At 72.3% G+C, this 1,157-nt stretch carries 2 protein-coding genes; one reads left to right on the top strand and one right to left on the bottom strand.

Annotated features, from left to right (window positions below; genetic code table 11):
* Positions 1–120: 120 nt before the first annotated feature.
* Complete coding sequence (locus AB0C69_RS42460; protein ID WP_360362662.1) at positions 121–540, bottom strand: MerR family transcriptional regulator; 420 nt, start codon at positions 538–540, stop codon at positions 121–123.
* Between AB0C69_RS42460 and AB0C69_RS42455 the strand changes: the two genes are divergently transcribed.
* A partial coding sequence (locus AB0C69_RS42455; RefSeq protein WP_360362659.1) for a methyltransferase domain-containing protein occupies positions 539–1,157 on the top strand: 619 nt, incomplete at its 3' end. The genes AB0C69_RS42460 and AB0C69_RS42455 overlap by 2 nt on opposite strands.

The following is a 1,157-nucleotide window of genomic DNA, read 5'->3' as shown; positions in this document are numbered from 1 at the left end:
CCTGAGCTTCTTGTAGCCGGGCCAGCCGGAGCCGCCCCGCTCCTGCCGCCGCCAGGAGCTTCCTGCTTTTCCGCCGCGCGAACGGCGCCGCGGGTCATCCGCTCGGACGCCGGCGACCGACTATGCCGGCGCGTTCGACGACCGCAGTCGATCAGCCAGGAGTCCCTGGAAACGCGGGCACGTCATGATGTCGTCATGCGGGCACTCACCCTCGATCATGTCGAGTGCGGCCTGCGCCCGGGCGATCCGGACCAGCAGCCTCTCGCGGTGCCGGACCGTCACCTCGTGGCGCTCCGAGGTGGACCGGGCGGCCAGCATCGTCCGGATGTCCGCGAGTTCGAATCCCGCCTCCTTCGAGATCAGGATCGCCGCCACCCGGTGCACGTCGGCGTCGGTGTAACGGCGACGGTCCCCTGCGCGGGCCGGCGCCAGCAGACCTTCGGCCTCCCAGTACCGCAGCACGTGCGTCGGCAGCCCGAACTGCGCCGCCACCTCGCCGATTGACTTCATGTCGACATTAAGTCGCACACTGGCGGCCATGTCCAAGCTGCTCACCGTCCTCGACGCCTTCGACGATCTTCCCCAGGCTCGTGACCTGCGAGAACTCACCTACGATGGGCTGGGCGCCACCGACGTCGACGTCGGCTGCGGCAGTGGCCGCGCCGTCGGGGAGCTGGCCGCCCGCGGGGCGCGGGCCATCGGCGTCGACCTGGACCCCGCCATGGTCGAGGTCGCCTCCGAACGGTGGCCGGGGAGCGAGTTCCACGTCGCCGACGCCACCGCGCTGCCTCTGGACGACGGCTCCGTCACCGGCTACCGCACCGACAAGGTCCTGCACGTCCTCGCCGAGCCCGAGCAGGCCGTCGCCGAGGCCCGCCGGGTGCTGGCCCCCGGCGGCCGCGCGGTGCTCGTCGGCCAGGACTGGGACACGTTCGTCATCGACTCCGACGACCCCGAGCTCACCCGCTCACTCGTCCACGCCCGCGCCGACGCCATGCCGAACCCGCGGGTCGCCCGCCGCTACCGGAACCTCCTGCTGGACCACGGGTTCACCGACGTCACCGTCGCCGGCCCCACGATCGTGTGGACGGACGCCACGAGCCTGCCGGCGCTCGCCCGCATCGGAGGGGGAGGCGCCAGGTTCGACGCCCAGGTCG

The organism is Actinomadura sp. NPDC048032 (assembly GCF_040653175.1).
Lineage (GTDB): Bacteria > Actinomycetota > Actinomycetes > Streptosporangiales > Streptosporangiaceae > Spirillospora > Spirillospora verrucosospora.
The sequence above is the reverse complement of the archived record's forward strand: the minus strand, read 5'-3'. Positions and strand labels throughout refer to the sequence as shown.

Coding starts and splice junctions, on each gene's coding strand:
- AB0C69_RS42460 (WP_360362662.1), bottom strand. CDS start 540: ATGGCCGCCAGTGTGCGACTTAATGTCGACATGAAGTCAATCGGCGAG.